At 31.6% G+C, this 15,377-nt stretch carries 14 protein-coding genes; 4 read left to right on the top strand and 10 right to left on the bottom strand.

The window, feature by feature from the left end:
* Positions 1-24 precede the first annotated feature (24 nt).
* Entirely contained in the window at positions 25-1,812 is a 1,788-nt protein-coding gene (gene lepA / locus QM536_01505; GenBank protein ID MDI9355687.1) for a translation elongation factor 4, read from the bottom strand.
* 594 nt (positions 1,813-2,406) lie between these two features.
* Between lepA and QM536_01500 the strand changes: the two genes are divergently transcribed.
* From QM536_01500 to QM536_01485, 4 genes are all read left to right on the top strand, one after another.
* On the top strand, positions 2,407-4,578 hold the full coding sequence (locus QM536_01500; GenBank protein ID MDI9355686.1) for a DPP IV N-terminal domain-containing protein: 2,172 nt from the start codon (positions 2,407-2,409) through the stop codon (positions 4,576-4,578).
* Between the two features lie 38 nt (positions 4,579-4,616).
* Positions 4,617-5,198: a YdeI/OmpD-associated family protein gene (locus QM536_01495; protein MDI9355685.1), complete on the top strand. Its 582-nt coding sequence runs from the start codon at positions 4,617-4,619 to the stop codon at positions 5,196-5,198.
* 35 nt (positions 5,199-5,233) lie between these two features.
* Positions 5,234-5,692 (top strand): DinB family protein, encoded by a 459-nt coding sequence (locus QM536_01490; protein MDI9355684.1) that lies wholly within the window; start codon positions 5,234-5,236, stop codon positions 5,690-5,692.
* Between the two features lie 92 nt (positions 5,693-5,784).
* Positions 5,785-6,327, top strand: a complete 543-nt coding sequence (locus QM536_01485; GenBank protein ID MDI9355683.1) for a DUF1697 domain-containing protein — start codon at positions 5,785-5,787, stop codon at positions 6,325-6,327.
* Positions 6,328-6,453: 126 nt separating this feature from the next.
* Here QM536_01485 and QM536_01480 read toward each other — a convergent pair whose 3' ends face one another.
* The 9 genes from QM536_01480 to icd all read right to left on the bottom strand — a co-directional run bounded on the left by QM536_01480 (position 6,454) and on the right by icd (position 14,803).
* Positions 6,454-7,662 (bottom strand): MFS transporter, encoded by a 1,209-nt coding sequence (locus QM536_01480; GenBank protein ID MDI9355682.1) that lies wholly within the window; start codon positions 7,660-7,662, stop codon positions 6,454-6,456.
* Positions 7,663-7,789: 127 nt separating this feature from the next.
* On the bottom strand, positions 7,790-8,764 hold the full coding sequence (locus QM536_01475; GenBank protein ID MDI9355681.1) for an NADPH:quinone oxidoreductase family protein: 975 nt from the start codon (positions 8,762-8,764) through the stop codon (positions 7,790-7,792).
* A gap of 26 nt (positions 8,765-8,790) precedes the next feature.
* Positions 8,791-9,339 (bottom strand): ATP synthase F1 subunit delta, encoded by a 549-nt coding sequence (atpH, locus tag QM536_01470; GenBank protein ID MDI9355680.1) that lies wholly within the window; start codon positions 9,337-9,339, stop codon positions 8,791-8,793.
* A gap of 3 nt (positions 9,340-9,342) precedes the next feature.
* Positions 9,343-9,834, bottom strand: coding sequence for a F0F1 ATP synthase subunit B (gene atpF / locus QM536_01465; GenBank protein ID MDI9355679.1), 492 nt, complete (start codon positions 9,832-9,834; stop codon positions 9,343-9,345).
* A 100-nt stretch (positions 9,835-9,934) separates the two neighbouring features.
* Positions 9,935-10,411: a hypothetical protein gene (locus tag QM536_01460; protein MDI9355678.1), complete on the bottom strand. Its 477-nt coding sequence runs from the start codon at positions 10,409-10,411 to the stop codon at positions 9,935-9,937.
* Between the two features lie 46 nt (positions 10,412-10,457).
* Positions 10,458-10,706 (bottom strand): ATP synthase F0 subunit C, encoded by a 249-nt coding sequence (gene atpE, locus QM536_01455; GenBank protein ID MDI9355677.1) that lies wholly within the window; start codon positions 10,704-10,706, stop codon positions 10,458-10,460.
* Positions 10,707-10,770: 64 nt separating this feature from the next.
* Positions 10,771-11,781, bottom strand: a complete 1,011-nt coding sequence (gene atpB / locus QM536_01450; protein ID MDI9355676.1) for a F0F1 ATP synthase subunit A — start codon at positions 11,779-11,781, stop codon at positions 10,771-10,773.
* Between the two features lie 467 nt (positions 11,782-12,248).
* Positions 12,249-13,514 (bottom strand): dihydrolipoamide acetyltransferase family protein, encoded by a 1,266-nt coding sequence (locus QM536_01445; GenBank protein ID MDI9355675.1) that lies wholly within the window; start codon positions 13,512-13,514, stop codon positions 12,249-12,251.
* 62 nt (positions 13,515-13,576) lie between these two features.
* Positions 13,577-14,803 carry an NADP-dependent isocitrate dehydrogenase gene (gene icd, locus QM536_01440; protein ID MDI9355674.1) on the bottom strand — a complete coding sequence of 409 codons (1,227 nt, stop codon included), beginning with the start codon at positions 14,801-14,803 and terminating at the stop codon, positions 13,577-13,579.
* Between the last annotated feature and the right edge of the window lie 574 nt (positions 14,804-15,377).

The raw sequence follows: 15,377 nt of genomic DNA, 5'->3' as shown, positions 1-15,377 counted from the left end.
AATAAGGTATTCTATTGAGAGTAATTAATCAAGTTTTAGTACTGCCATAAAAGCTTCTTGTGGTATTTCTACGTTTCCGATTTGCCTCATTCTTTTTTTTCCTTTTTTTTGTTTTTCTAAGAGTTTTCTTTTTCGGGATATATCGCCTCCGTAGCATTTTGCGAGGACGTTTTTTCGCATTGCTTTGACGGTTTCACGGGCGATAATTTTTGCTCCTATAGCGGCTTGTATTGGTATTTCGAACATTTGTCTCGGCAGGAGTTCTTTTAGTTTTTCACAGAGTTTTCTTCCCCATTCGTATGCTTTTTCTCTATGGACTATTGCTGATAGAGCGTCTACTTTATCTCCGTTGAGCATTATATCTAATTTTACCATATCAGATGTTCTGTAATCGCTGAGTTCGTAATCTAAAGAAGCATACCCCCTGCTGATACTTTTTAGTTTGTCAAAGAAGTCAAAGACCATTTCAGATAGTGGTAGGTCAAAGGTTAATTCTACTCTTTCGGTGGTGAGGTATATTTGGTTTTTTATGATACCGCGTTTGTCTATGCATAGTTTTATGATGCTTCCTATATATTCTGATTTGGTTATGATTTGTGCTTTTATGAATGGTTCTTGTATTTCGGATAGCATGGTAGGATCTGGCATATCTGATGGAGCATTTACATTTTTTACCTCTCCGTTTGTCATGATGGAGTGGAAGCAAACAGATGGAACAGTTGTGATAACAGTCATATCAAATTCGCGTTCTAAGCGTTCTTGAACTATTTCCATATGGAGCATTCCTAAGAATCCGCATCGGAATCCGAATCCTAAAGCAGCGGAAGTTTCTAGTTCCCAAACTAAACTGGCATCGTTGAGTTGTAATTTTTCCATGGCTGTTCGCAGTTCTTCGTATTCAGATGTATCTACGGGATAGATGCCTGCAAATACCATTGGTTTTACATCTTCAAAACCTCTTACAGCAGAGTGTGCGGGGTTTTCAGCTGAGGTGATAGTATCTCCTACTTTTACTTCTCTGGCTACTTTTATTCCTGATATGAGATACCCCACATCTCCTGCAAATACCTGTTGTCGTTCTTCTTTATCTAATTTTAGTATTCCTACTTCTTCTGCTATATAAACTTTCTCTGTGTTTATGAACTTAACTCGTTCTCCTTTTTTTATACTTCCATTAAAAACTCTGAAAATAACTTCTACACCGCGAAAAGAATTATACTGAGAGTCAAATATCATTGCTTGGAGAGGGGCATTCACGTTTCCTTTTGGGGGTGAGATTTTTTTTACGATGGCTTCTAGGATATTATGAATACCTATTCCTTCTTTTCCGCTTGCGGAGATGATTTCTTCTCTTTTGCATCCTAAGAGATCTACCATTTGATCTTTTACTTCTTCGGGGTTTGCGCCGGGTAAATCTATTTTATTAAGGATAGGAATAATTTCTAAATCATGCTCTAAAGCGAGATAAAGATTAGATATTGTTTGTGCTTCAATACCTTGTGATGCATCTACTACTAATAAAGCTCCTTCGCATGCTGCAATAGAGCGTGAAACTTCGTATGAAAAATCTACGTGTCCAGGAGTATCTATAAGGTTTAAAATATATGTATTTCCCTCAAAAGTATAATTCATCTGAATAGCATGGCTTTTAATAGTTATACCTCGTTCTCTTTCTAAATCCATATTATCTAGTAATTGTGCCATCATATCTCTTTGTTGTACTGTTTTGGTAAATTCTAATAATCTATCCGCCAGGGTACTTTTTCCATGGTCTATGTGAGCAATAATACAGAAATTTCTTATGTTATTCATACTATTTTTGATGTTGTTATCGTTATAAATTGTTTTTAATTATGAATTATGCCCCTCTGAAAAAACCTTTTTACATCGCTATAAATTAAGATATTTTTAGCATAAAAGGATTAGTTTATTTATAATATTTATTTTAGTCCCCAAAATTACTTCAAAATTAATTTAAAATAGAAATAAAAAGTAATTTTTCATACAAATTGTTAATTCCGTAAGGATTTTTCAATTTCCTTCCTTATTCGGACAAAGTTTACCTATAAACATCTTATGTTGGTGCACATTTGTTTTATTAATCCTCTATATCTGTTCTTGATATTTGAATAATGCAGGATATTTGATTGAGATATAATATTAATGTTGCTAATAGGTAATGCTCATTTGGTTAATAGAAAAATAACAATTACAAATATTGTATATCTATTTTTAAACAATTAAATGATCAAAAACTTTTCGTGGCGGACTCAATTTTATTATTTAATTTGTATTTTTGATTAACTTAACAAATGTTCATAACATATCCAAAAACTATTTTTTTTCAAAAACCCATCCGTTAATTTAATTTCAAAAAAAGTATTATTCTTAATAATCTATTAAAAAATGAAAAAGCATATTATAGTCCTTATTATTTGTACCCTCCAAAATCCTGCTATGGCTCAAAAAAAAATCCATATAGAAGATTTTACTACTAAAAATATATTTCGTGTGAACTCCATAGAACAAGTCGAGTGGATGAACGATGGAAATTTTTATACAGCAGTAGTAGAAAATAAAATTTGTAAATACAACACCACCACAGGTGAGATATTAGAAGTTATTTTTGATGGTACTAAAAGTGAACCTTCTCTCACCATAGACGAGTATATTTTTAGTGACAATGAAAAAAAAATCTTAATACTCACTCAAACAGAAAATATATACAGGCGTTCTTTCAAAGGAAAATACTATATATATGAACGTGAAAACAAACTTTTGTATCCTCTTTCTTCTGAAATGCAAAGTTATGCCACTTTTTCTCCATCGGGGGAGATGGTTTCTTTTGTAAGAAATAATAATCTTTTTTTTGTAAACCTCATAACCAAAAAAGAAACAGCAATTACTACTAGCGGACAATGGAACAGTATTATAAATGGAAGTACTGATTGGGTATACGAAGAAGAATTTTATATCACCAAAGCATTTGAATGGTCTCCCGATGGCAAGAAAATAGCATTTTATACCTTTGATGAAACAGAAGTTTCCGAATATACTATGCAAAAATGGAATAACGGTGCCTTATATCCCGAAAATTATAAGTTTAAGTACCCAAAAGCAGGAACTAAAAATTCTCTTGTCAGCATTACAGTCTTTGATGTAATAACAAATGAAAAATACCTCGTAGATATAGGAAAAGAAACAGATATTTACATTCCTCGTATGAAATGGACTCAATCTTCCAACGTATTATCTATCCAAAAAATGAACCGATTACAAAATCAATTAGATATTTTGCACGCAGATATACAGGGAAAAAAGACATCTCTCATACTCACAGAAGTATCTAATACTTACATAGATATTACTTTTTGTGATGATTTGACCTATCTAAAAAATGGAACACAATTTATATATTCATCCGAAAAAAGTGGATTTAAACAATTTTATTTGTACCACATAAACGGAACACTACTACAACAAATTACTACCGCAAAGGGAGATGCCGAAACGAAAATACGAATAGATGAAAATCAAAAAGTCCCAATCCTCTATTATACTTCCGCTGAAAATTCTCCTCAAGAAAGAGATATTTTTAGAATAGACATACATGGCAAGAATAAAACCAAGTTAAACACCGAAAACGGTTGGAATGATGCTTCTATGAGTAACGATGGAAAATATTATTTTCATTATTATTCCAATACAGAAACACCTTTAAGGATAACATTATTTGAAACGAAAAACAATAAAAAAAGAAAGGTTTTACAAGAAAATGTAGAACTCGTTGCTAAAAAAAATGAATATAATCTTTCTCCAAAAGAGTTTTTTACCTTCACTACATCCAATGGAACAACCCTCAATGCTTACTTTCTCAAACCCAAAGACTTAGATCCAAATAAAAAAAATCCTGTTTTAATATTTCAATACAGCGGTCCGGGTTCACAAAATGTAACCAATTCATGGGGAGGAAGTAGTTATTTATGGCATCAATATTTAGTGCAAAATGGATATATAGTAGTAGTGATTGATACCAGAGGAACAGGAGGAAGAGGACAAGAATTTAAAAATATAACCTATAAACAGTTAGGAAAATTAGAAAGCGAAGATCTCATAGAAACAGCAAAGTACTTACGAAATCTTTCTTTTGTAGATAGCGATAGAATAGGTATTTGGGGATGGAGTTATGGGGGGTATATGAGTGCTCTCACGCTCTTTTTAGGAGGAGATTATTTTAAAACAGCAATATCTGTAGCACCTGTCACCAATTGGAGATTCTATGATACCATTTATACCGAAAGATATCTCCAAACTCCTCAACAAAACCCAAGCGGATATGATGACTTTTCTCCTATAAGCCATACGGAAAAACTCAAAAAAAACTTCTTACTCATACACGGCACAGGAGATGATAATGTCCATTTTCAAAACACCATCACCCTCCAAGAAAAACTCATTCAAAATGAAAAACAATTTGAATCTTTTTTTTACCCCGATAAAAATCATGGCATAAGCGGAGGAAAAACTAAAATCCATCTCTATACAAAAATGACAGAATTTATTTTGAAAAACCTATAATTATATTCCAAACAATAAAATTCACTCAATATATTGTCATGCAAGAAATAAAAGAAGAAATTTTTTACCCTAAAAATAAAACCGAATGGAGAACTTGGTTGGAAGAAAACCATATATCTAAACAATCTATTTGGATTATGTATTACAAAAAAAAGTCCTCTCACCCTACTATCAGCTGGAGCGAAGCAGTTGATGAAGCACTCTGTTTTGGATGGATAGATAGCACAGCGAAATCTTTTGATAACGAATCATACATACAATTTTTTACAAAACGAAAACCAAACAGTGTTTGGTCAAAAATAAATAAAGAAAAAACCTATCAACTGATAGAAAAAGGACTCATGATGCAGGCAGGATACAAAAGTATAGAAATCGCACAACAAAATGGCTCTTGGAACATATTAGATGATGTAGAAGAATTAAAAATCCCACCCGATTTAGCAGATGCACTAAAAAAAGAAAAAGAAGCAGAAGCATATTTTTTAGGACTAAGCAAATCAGTAAAAAAAAGTATACTCCAATGGCTTGTCCTTGCTAAAACAAAAGAAACTCGCACTAAAAGAATACAAGAAATATCAGAACTCGCCGCTCAAAAAATGAAACCCAAGCAATTTAGATAACATACCGCATTACATGTTTTACTCACTTTATTACTATGACAGAATCAAAACGTCTCGTAACACTATTTCAAAACCTGTATAATGGTAATCCATGGATAGATGTAAATATTATTTCTAGCTTACAAAAACTGACAGCAGCACAGGTATCAAAAAGAATTCTTCCCAATTGTAATTCTATCTGGGAAATAACAAACCATCTCATCTGTTGGAAAGAAAATGTTCTTCAGAGGTTACAAGGAGAAATCATAAAAACACCTTACCATAATTATGTTCAAGAAATAAAATCTAACTCCGATGAGGAGTGGAAAAATACTTTGATACAATTAGAAATCACACAAAAAAAATGGATTGAATTTTTAAAAAATATCAAAGACGAAGACCTGGAAAAAACATATCCTATAAATAATATGACCTATTATGAGCATATTCAAGGTATCATACAACACGATTGTTATCATTTAGGGCAAATAGTCCTGCTCTCAAAATTATCATAAAATCATTACATAAGTAAAAACATTCATTACAAGAGCAGTTGCCCCTGTTAGCAGAAAGCAATCCAAAACGCAGGAAATATTGAATACAACAAATGATAACATACATTTCAATTTTAAGAGGTATAAACGTAAGTGGACAGAAATTAATCAAAATGGATTATCTAAAAAAAATGTATGAAAACCTACACTTTGAAAATATACAAACTTATATTCAAAGTGGAAACGTCATTTTTTTATCAAAAGAAAAGGATTACAAAAAAATTGAGAAAACAATCTCATCACAAATTAAAATCGATTTTGGCTTTGAAGTTCCTGTAATTGTTTTGAACGTAGAAACTTTGGAAACTATTATTGAGAACAATCCATTCACAAAAGACAAGTTGAAAGACATTTCGTTTTTACACGTTACTTTTTTAGCAGACCGTCCAGCACTACTTGACCAAGAAAGCATTACAGAGAAAAAACAAGAAAACGAAGAAATTAAATGTACGCCCCAAGCTATTTATCTGTATTGCCCAAATGGATACGGAAAAACTAAACTTAACAATCATTACTTAGAAACTAAATTGAAAGTAATAGCGACAACTCGCAATTGGAAAACTACAAACGAACTTTTAAAATTAGCAAAAATATAATACATTCATCTATTAATAGTATATGGAATCTATTTACTAATCAAGGTTTTAATATCTTTTTTGCAGATACTCATTAACAATCCAAAATATATTTTTTGAATATATTTTTTGCATAAGATGACTCATTTATATATCTTTCATGCTTTTTTTAAACCCAATAACCAAAATTATTGAGGCAAAAAAAGAAATATACCACAAAAGGGAAAATCCGTAATGTGCTATAATAAAATTCCCAACCACAGGAGAAAGTATATAAGCAAGTGAAAATGCAAAAGAGTAAAAACCCATCGCCATACCTCTGTTTTTAGCATCCGAATAGTGCGTTATATACGTAAGCATAAAAGGAAAAGCCCCAATCTCTGCAAAACTAATAAGAACAGTAGATATATACAAAATGATACGCCCTTCAAAAAGGGTAAGAACCAAAAAGGAAATGCCATTCAATAAGCATCCTATCAGGATAGGAAAAATAAGGGAGGTTTTATTTTTAATGTATTGCACCAAAACCATCTCAAACAAAAAAACAATAAGTCCGTTCAGCCCTATAAGAAGACCAATTTCACTTTCGTCTAAATGGTATATTTCTTTATAATACAGAGGGAGAGTGGTAAAGATTTGAAAAAAAATACTTGCAAAACACACAATACAAAAAAGAAACACCAGAAATGGAACATCAGAGAGCATATCTCGTTTTGGTGCTGTTTCTTCTTTGAAAGGTAATGGAGAACTTTTTTTATTTCTAAAATAATAAAACAAATACCCTCCTGCAATCACAGAGGTAATCCCATCTATTATAAACAGCCAATGAAATGAATAAGAACTTATTATTCCACCCAATATGGGAGCGATGGTGTAGCCCAAATTGATAGCCATTCTGTTCAAACTAAAAGTACGGGTTATGTCTTCTTTTTTTTGCACGTATGCAATAACAGAAACACCATTTGCGGGTCTAAAACAATCTAAAACAATACTGGTGATGAAAACACCACCTCCTAAAAAATAGAAATTCTGCGGAAATGCTAATAAAAATAAACATATTCCGCCTAAAACTAAGCTATAAACCTGCACCCAAAAATGTCCTATTTTATCTGTAATCCAACCTCCGAGCAATACCCCTCCCATAGATCCTAAACCCCATAAGGTCATAAGAATAGTAAGTTCAAACCACCCGAAGCCAAGTTTTTCTTTAAAATAAACACTCATAAAAGGGACCACCATACTACCGCTTCTATTAATAAGCATTACCAAAGCTAATACCCAAGAATCAGGAGACAATCCCGAATATGCTTGTTTATAAAGGGTATATGTGGATTTGAAAAAAGAAAAGATGTTCATAAATAATCATGAGTTATGAATTGGGGAGGAATTATGTGTTTTGTATTTACTTTGTGTATTTTATGCCTTTTTTGTGGACTTTTGTGTAAAAGTAACAATAGTATCTTAAAAAAGATGTATGAAAAAGCTACACCACTATAACTGCTTTTCCCATGATTTTTCTTTGTTGCAAATCAGAGAGAGCGTAAGGAGATTCTGCTAAAGAATATGTCTTTGTTACAGTGGGATAGATGGCTTTTTTTTCAAACCAATTGGTAAGTAACGCATAATTTTTTCTGTTTTTTGCGGGATCATTTTTTACAAGACCTGACCAATACACACCTACTAAAGAAGCGCCTTTTAAAAGAGGTAAATTGAGAGGTATTTTAGGTATTTCTCCCCCTGTAAATCCTATTATCAAATATCTTCCGTTCCATCCTAAAGTTCTTACATATAATTCTGCTAATTCGCCACCTACAGGATCGTATACTATATCGATTCCTTTTTTATGCGTTATTTCTGCAATATTTTCTTTGATGTTGCCCGGCTCTGAATGAAAGACATAATCTGCACCTTGTTGTTTGCAAAAAGATGCTTTTTCTGATGAAGAAGTCACAGCTATAACAGTAGCCCCTAAATGATGAGCGATTTGAATAGCGGCAGTTCCTACTCCACCCGATGCTCCTAATATAAGAACGGTTTCTTTTTTTTGAAGAGAAGCTCTATCCACTAAAGCATGATAGGCAGTTGAATAAGTAAGTAAACTTGCGGAGGCAACAATAGGATTCATATTTTTAGGGACAAAAAAAGTATTATTTTCATTTCCAATAACTTCTTCGGAGTATCCTCCAAAAATAGTACCAGAAACAACTCTGTCCCCTATCTGAAACATCTCTACTCCGTTTCCAATTTTTTTTATTGTTCCCATTACCTCTGCTCCTGGTGAAAAAGGAAAAGATGGTTTCACTTGATATTTTCCTTCTACTAATAAAAGATCTGGAAAATTAACCCCACATGCTTCCACTTGTATCAAAATTTCTTTGCTTTCTAAAGATCGGAGCGTATTTTCTTCCAAAACTAAATCGAATATACCCCCCGTTTTTTTGCAAAGAAGTGCTTTCATTCTATACTATATGTTAATTTTTAATCTTATGCAAGTAAATTTTTTCGCAAACGGTGCATTTTATTTTTAACACTTTCATCTAAAAAATACTCATCTACTTCTAATGTAAATCCTCCTATAAGAGAAGTATCTAGAGATTCTACGATATGTATCTTTTTTTTATTTGTATAGGAGAAATTTTTTAATCGGAGAGAGAGGGCATTTCTGATTGCATCAGAAAGTGAAACAGGAGTGGTGATTTCTACCCGAACAATATTTTCTATTTCATAATACTGTTTAAAAAATGCATCTCTCATAAAAGGTATCACATTTTCTCTCCTTTTCTTTGACATAATTTCAAAAAGAGAGATGGTGAGCGGATGCATTTTGTTTTGAAATATGTTTTTGATTATTTCTATTTTTTTTGAATTAAAAACAGTAGGGTTTTTTAGCATAGTAACAAAATCTGGATTTCGGTAGCATGTTTCATGTAACAACATCATATCTTGTTTTACAGATTCTACATTTTTTTGTTCGTAGGAAATTTCTAATATTGTTTTAGCGTAGCGATGTGCTACTCTTCTTTCAAAAGCCATATTTTATAATTGAGCGTTTTGTATGTACTTCTCTATAAGTTTTTCTTGATTTGTATCTTTTGTTATGTGTTCTTTTACTATTTTTTCGGAAACATCCATAACTAAAGTGGCTATCTGGTTATGAACCTGCCGAAAAGCTGCTTGTTTTTGTTGCTCTATGGTTATTTTTGCTTCTTCTATTATTTTTTCTGATTCTTTTTTTGCTTTTGCTTTTGCTTCTTCTATGTATTTATTTCCATGTTCTTTTGCTTCTTTCAAAATTTTTTCTTCTTTTATTTTTATATCATGGAGATATTTTTGTTTTTCTAAAGAAAGTTCTTCACTTTCTTTTTTTGCTTGTTCTGCTTTTCTGAGTGATGTTTCTATAAATGTCTCTCTCTCTTTCAAAGAAGTAGTTATTGGTTTCCATACAAAACGGAGTGATAGGATAAAAAAAGACAGGAAAACAACACTCTGCCAAAAAAATAAACCTATGCCTGGTGTTAATAATTCCATATATGTTTAATGAAATAATAATGTTAATAATAAATAATGTTGTGTTTTAAAATATGGTGAAAGATTACTTGTAAAATAAAATAAAAAAACAAGTACTCTCTCAACTCAGTGAAGTTACTAATTTTGGATCTATTGTATGCTCAATAGATGTTTTTACTTCGGATGTTTTATGCATAGAAAAAAACCGTTTTATACGCGGTTTGAGTTCTTCTTTAAACATACTGGTAAAAAAACCTATTATCCCTAAAAATAAAGTACCAAAGATATATAATATAATATTATCCATCTTGGATTCTAAACTACCTATATCTTGCTTGAATTCTTTACGATCTGCTTCTCTTTGCTGTTGGAATTCTTTACGATCTGCTTCTCTTTGCTGTTGGAATTCTTTACGCATATCTACCATTTCTTTACGCATATCTACCATTTCTTTACGTATATCTGTTATTTGTTTGTTATTTTCTATGAGTAAAGAAATAATAAGATCTTCACGAGTAGAATATTTTTTTGATGATTGTGCATTCCCTAAGAAAAGTATTCCAAAAGATATAATTGGGAGTAATATTATTTTTTTCATAGATAATCAAAACCGATACATAATCAGATAGGGTATAAATCCTTTTTTATTTATTTTGAATAAGAAAGCATATAACAACCCCGAAGAGTGCTATAACTTCTATGAGAGCGGCAATTATAAGCATTGCTCCTTGGATCTTACCACTTGCTTCTGGTTGTCTTGCCATGGCTTCCATAGCTGAAGCACCGATTTTTCCTATTCCTATACCTGCTCCTATTGCTACAAGACCTGCTCCTACACCTGCTCCTAAATAAGCCCAACTTAACTCCGCTGCTACTAATAATATACTATTCATTGTGATTATATTTAAATAATTATTGTGTTTTGATAAAAAAATGTAAAATTAATAAAAAAAAAAATTAATGGTGTTCTGGTTCTTGTGTTGCCAGTCCTATATAAAGTGATGAAAAAAGGGTGAAAACATACGCCTGAAGGGTTGCCACTAAGAACTCTATACAGTTTATAAATATTAGAACTAAAGTAGCTCCAAACCCTACCGTATAGCTTTCAAAAATAAATATTAAAGAAAAAAGAGATAACATTACTATATGACCTGCTGTAATAGCTACGAACAAACGAATCATTAAAGATATAGGTTTGGTAAAAATTCCTATTATTTCTACCGGCACAATAAATATTTTTATGAGAAATGGGACACCCGGTGCTAAAAATATATGTCCCCAATAGGATTTATTCCCACTCAAATTTGTCATAATAAATGTTATCAACGCAAGTGATAATGTTACTGCTATGTTTCCTGTAAAATTACCTGCACCGGGGAAAAGTCCTAATATATTGCCTCCCCATATAAAAAAAAAGAGGGTAAGCATGTAAGGTAAGTATTTTTCATACTTATTTCCAATATTGGGTTTTACTACTTCATCTCTTATAAATACTATTATTGGTTCTATAAGTGCTTGTAATCCTTTGGGGGCTTGGATTGACCTTTTATTATATGCTTTTGCTACTGTAAGTAAAATGGTGAACAATATTATGACATTTAGGAACAGAAAAAACACATTTTTGGTAAAAGAAAAATCTATAATTTTTCTTCCTTCTTCTCGAGAATATATATGTTCGTGTTCTAATACATATCCTTTATATTCTTCTGTTGGCTTGTGATTACTATAAAAGTGAGAACTGGAAAATATCTCTATCCCCCTATCATCAGAATAAAGGATTACAGGAAGGTAGAGAGTCCCATATTCCCCTTCCCATATATGTATAATATGTGAATCTAAAATATGATGAAAGATAAGATCTCCAGGATTGAAAGTATTATCAGTGGTATCTTTTGCTGTAATAGCAAAGGTATTGATAGATGTACATAATAGTAATATGAAAAGGATAAGTAGTATTTTTTTTGTCACTTTCTGCTGTTTCGTTTTAAATAAAAAAATTATTAACTCATAAATGATTTGCTAAAGTAGTTTTTTTTTTATTTTTTTTGCAAAAAAATAAATAAGGTAGTAAATTACAAAAAAAATAATATACTTTTTATCAATAATTGAAAAAAATACATGAAAGAGAACTAAAAAAAAGAAAGAGGTACTGATTCTAAAAATAAAAGAGAATATTATTTCTTGTATAGCTTGGTGCTTAAACAATGTATTGTTTATAAATTCTAATAAAAGAGATTGTATGAGAAAAAATCCCAAAAAAGAAAATTGATACCTCATAACAAGAGCATCTGTTATAAAAAGATGTATCAGAAAAGATAATCCTAATAGAAAAAAAGTAACTAGGAAATAAATACTATATGTTTTCATAATAATATTCCAAGTAGTTACGAAAAAAAACATTGAGAACCCAATGATAGTAACTCAAGATAGTATGGTTATATTTTCTGACTTGTATTAAAATTTTCTAAATATTCAGAAACTCTTTTGGCAAAAGAACTTCCTAAAGCTCCATCAATTACTCTGTGGTCATAGCTATGGCTTAGAAACATTTGATGTCTGATTCCAATAAAATCGCCATGGGGTGTTTCTATAACAGCTGGTTTTTTACGAATGGCACCGAGAGCAAGAATAGCCACTTGTGGTTGTACTATAATAGGCGTTCCCATAATGCTTCCAAAATTCCCCACATTGGATACGGTATACGTTCCATCTGTCAAATCTTCGGGTTTCAGTTTATTTTCTCGAGATCTTTGAGCAATGTCATTCACTGCTTCTACAAGTCCTAATAGGTTTAACCTATCTGCATTTTTTAGAACGGGAACTATGAGATTTCCTGTTGGAAGTGCTACAGCTAGACCAATATGTATAGATTTTTTTTTGATGATTTTATTACCATCCACAGATATATTTACAAGGGGGAAATCTTTTATGGCTTTTATTACTGCTTCTAAAAATAGAGGAGTGTAGGTAAGGGGTTCGTTGTATTTTTCTTGGAATATTTTTTTGTTTTTTTCTCTCCAAAGAACAATATTTGTAACATCTGCTTCTACAAAAGAGGTAACGTGAGGGCTTATACGTTTACTGCTCAACATTCTTTCTGCTATTATTTGTCGCATTCTGTCCATTTCTATGATTTCGTCGGATCCACTAAAAGTAACTTTTATAGGATTTATTTTTTTTTCTTCGGTAGGTATGTGAGTATTTTTTTTTTGTTCTATATAACGAAGTATATCATTTTTAGTGACTCTTTTTTCTGCACCGCTGCCTGTAATATTTTCCAGTTCTTCCATGCTTATACCTTCTTGTTTGGCAATAGTTATAACTAATGGGGAGTAGAATCTATTACTTTTTTTGGTATTTTGAATAGGGGGTTCTATGGTGAGATTTATTTTTCCTTTTAAGGAGGGTATTTCTATATGAGCAGTGGGAGTATTTGTTGTTTTTTCAGGGCGGATGTCTTTGATAGATTCTATATGTGCTATTATAGATCCTATAGGGACTACTTGTCCTTCTGTGGCTAAAATTTTTGTAAGTACCCCTGCTTGTGTCGATGGTATTTCGGTATCTACTTTGTCAGTAGCTACTTCTAAGACGGGTTCGTCTAATTCTATTGTATCTCCTATTTTTTTTAACCATCTTAAAATGGTTCCCTCCATTATGCTTTCACCCATTTTGGGCATGTATAAATTTACTATTCCCATGTAATTTCTTTGTATTTCATTGGTAAAAAAGTGAGGGTTTTTCATCCCTCACTTTTATGGGGTTACATATTTTTTATAATTTCATCACCGAATTCTGAGCATTTTAGGAGGGTTGCTTTTTCCATCAAACGTTCAAAGTCATAAGTAACTTTTTTAGAATCAATCGTAGTTTCTAATCCTTTTATGATGAGGTCTGATACTTCTTTCCATCCCATATATTCAAACATGAGGGCACCGGATAGAATAACAGATCCTGGATTTACTTTATCTTGTCCTGCGTATTTAGGGGCAGTGCCATGGGTGGCTTCAAAAATTGCATGGCCTGTTAAATAGTTAATGTTTGCTCCAGGTGCAATTCCTATTCCTCCTACGATAGCAGCGAGTGCATCGGAAATATAATCACCGTTGAGATTCAGTGTAGCAACTACAGAGTATTCATTAGGTCTTAAAAGAATTTGTTGTAAGAATGCATCTGCTATGCTATCTTTTATAATGATTTTATGATTATTTTTTTCAATGACCTGCCAAGGTCCTCCTTCGTAGTCTTTTGCTTTGTATTCTGATTTTACTAAGGAATATCCCCATTCACAAAAGCTTCCTTCGGTAAACTTCATAATATTTCCTTTATGAACGATAGTGACAGAAGGTTTTTTATGTATAAATGCGTATTCTATAGCAGATCGTATTAATCTTTCTGTTCCTTCTTTAGAAACGGGTTTTATGCCTATTCCTGAGGTTTCTGGGAATCGTATTTTTCCATACATTTTTGGGAAATTTTCTTTCAGATAATTTTTTATTTTTTTATTATCTTCTGTTCCCATTTGAAACTCTATACCTGCATAAATATCTTCTGTATTTTCTCTAAAAATAACCATATCTGTCAGTTCGGGATGACGGACAGGTGATGGAACGCCTTTGAACCATCGGACAGGTCGAACACATGCATATAGATCTAATTCTTGTCGTAATGCTACATTTAATGATCTAATTCCTCCTCCTACAGGGGTAGTAAGTGGACCTTTTATTCCTACTAAGTAGTTTTTAAAGCTCTGTAAAGTTTCTTCGGGTAACCAATTACCATTTTTTTTAAATGATTTTTCTCCCGCAAGGACTTCTTTCCACATTACTTTTTTAGACCCTTTATATGCTTTTTTTACTGCGGCATCAAATACTCTTTGTGATGCTGCCCATATATCTGCTCCCGTTCCATCCCCTTCAATAAACGGTATTACAGGTTCGTTTGGAACTTGTATTTTTCCTCTTTCTAATGTTATTTTTTGCTCTTGCATAATTTTTAGATGATTTAAGAATATAGTATTTTGTTTTCTTGATAGTTTTGTGTAATGTATAATTATTTTTTGGAATATCTCTTTCTTGTTTTTTTGTTTAATAAATACCATTTTATAAAATAAATAATATCTTTTCTACAATTTCAAAATACACTTCTTAAAAAATTATTTTTATTATACAAAATATTCCTTTTTATTTGAATACCTCTCCGTATGTTTGTTTAAAAAAATAATTTTATCTTTTCTATAATTAAAATAATCGTAACTATTTAGCATCTTATTAAAAATTGTTATGAACAGATGAATAATTAGTACATTTGTATAAAATATTCAAAAAATGGAAATCACGGAATTATATTAGGAGGGTTCTAAAAATTGATGCATTCAAAAAAAAGTGTTGGTAACTATTGATTTTTAAGGGATACAGTCTTGAGGATTTTAATTTTTAGAACCCCTCTTGTTGAATAAACTCCGAATCCAACATCCCATTTTTACCTGTTTTTTTATGCTTTTCATTGCTCATACTATACATTTTTTATTACTTGCAAAAATACATATATTTATATGATTTTCA

This window comes from Chitinophagaceae bacterium (assembly GCA_030053935.1).
Taxonomy (GTDB): domain Bacteria; phylum Bacteroidota; class Bacteroidia; order Cytophagales; family JASGCU01; genus JASGCU01.
This window is presented reverse-complemented; position numbering and strand designations above follow the sequence as displayed.

Bases quoted from the DNA above. Each gene is read 5' to 3' on its own strand.
- QM536_01490 (MDI9355684.1), top strand. From the start codon at position 5,234: ATGACAGAATCAAAACGTCTCGTAACACTATTTCAAAACCTGTATAAT.
- atpF (MDI9355679.1), bottom strand. From the start codon at position 9,834: ATGGAATTATTAACACCAGGCATAGGTTTATTTTTTTGGCAGAGTGTT.
- QM536_01475 (MDI9355681.1), bottom strand. From the start codon at position 8,764: ATGAAAGCACTTCTTTGCAAAAAAACGGGGGGTATATTCGATTTAGTT.
- atpH (MDI9355680.1), bottom strand. From the start codon at position 9,339: ATGGCTTTTGAAAGAAGAGTAGCACATCGCTACGCTAAAACAATATTA.
- atpE (MDI9355677.1), bottom strand. From the start codon at position 10,706: ATGAATAGTATATTATTAGTAGCAGCGGAGTTAAGTTGGGCTTATTTA.
- QM536_01480 (MDI9355682.1), bottom strand. From the start codon at position 7,662: ATGAACATCTTTTCTTTTTTCAAATCCACATATACCCTTTATAAACAA.
- icd (MDI9355674.1), bottom strand. From the start codon at position 14,803: ATGCAAGAGCAAAAAATAACATTAGAAAGAGGAAAAATACAAGTTCCA.
- QM536_01495 (MDI9355685.1), top strand. From the start codon at position 4,617: ATGCAAGAAATAAAAGAAGAAATTTTTTACCCTAAAAATAAAACCGAA.
- QM536_01445 (MDI9355675.1), bottom strand. From the start codon at position 13,514: ATGGGAATAGTAAATTTATACATGCCCAAAATGGGTGAAAGCATAATG.
- lepA (MDI9355687.1), bottom strand. From the start codon at position 1,812: ATGAATAACATAAGAAATTTCTGTATTATTGCTCACATAGACCATGGA.
- QM536_01460 (MDI9355678.1), bottom strand. From the start codon at position 10,411: ATGAAAAAAATAATATTACTCCCAATTATATCTTTTGGAATACTTTTC.
- QM536_01485 (MDI9355683.1), top strand. From the start codon at position 5,785: ATGATAACATACATTTCAATTTTAAGAGGTATAAACGTAAGTGGACAG.
- QM536_01500 (MDI9355686.1), top strand. From the start codon at position 2,407: ATGAAAAAGCATATTATAGTCCTTATTATTTGTACCCTCCAAAATCCT.